General features: G+C 47.1%; 1 protein-coding gene. It reads right to left on the bottom strand.

What is annotated here, in order from left to right:
- On the bottom strand, positions 1-449 hold a 449-nt coding region (locus FK268_RS26235), incomplete at its 3' end, for an AEC family transporter (protein WP_205124551.1).
- Positions 450-524: the final 75 nt, after the last annotated feature.

Here is a 524-nt window from a genome sequence, read left to right as displayed (position 1 = left end):
GCTTTTGTCTCAAAAGGGGGTAATCCCATTAGAAGCGCTACGCCCCAGATAATAAGCGGATGGAGAATGAGTTTAAAGAAGGTGATATTGAGGCTCAATTTCAGATTGGCACCAAGCCGGTACTTCGCCAAACCCATGCCGAGAACCAAGAGTGAAAGTGGGGCAACCATATCGGAGAACATCTCAATGGTATGGGTCGCAAAGGTGGGGATCGGTACTCGGAGAAAGCTCACTAAGAGCCCGAGCATGATGCCGACTACAATTGGGTTTTTTAGAACGCCACGAAAAGTGAGCAAAAAACCTTTAAGCGAGAGAGAACCATGATCTGCCCACTCAATCGCAACGGAGACTAAGCTCCAGAGTAAAAGCGCATTAAAGGAGATCACAAGTGCCGATACAGCAATCGCTTCACTACCCATAAAGAGCATAATTAGCGGAATTCCGATCATTACATTATTGGAGAAGATTCCCCCCATTCCAAAAACAGCGGCTTCCCGAGCGCTCCGTTTTAAGACCCATTTCAC

It is taken from the genome of Tsukamurella sputi (genome assembly GCF_007858445.1).
Classification (GTDB): domain Bacteria; phylum Actinomycetota; class Actinomycetes; order Mycobacteriales; family Mycobacteriaceae; genus Tsukamurella; species Tsukamurella sputi.
This window is presented reverse-complemented; position numbering and strand designations above follow the sequence as displayed.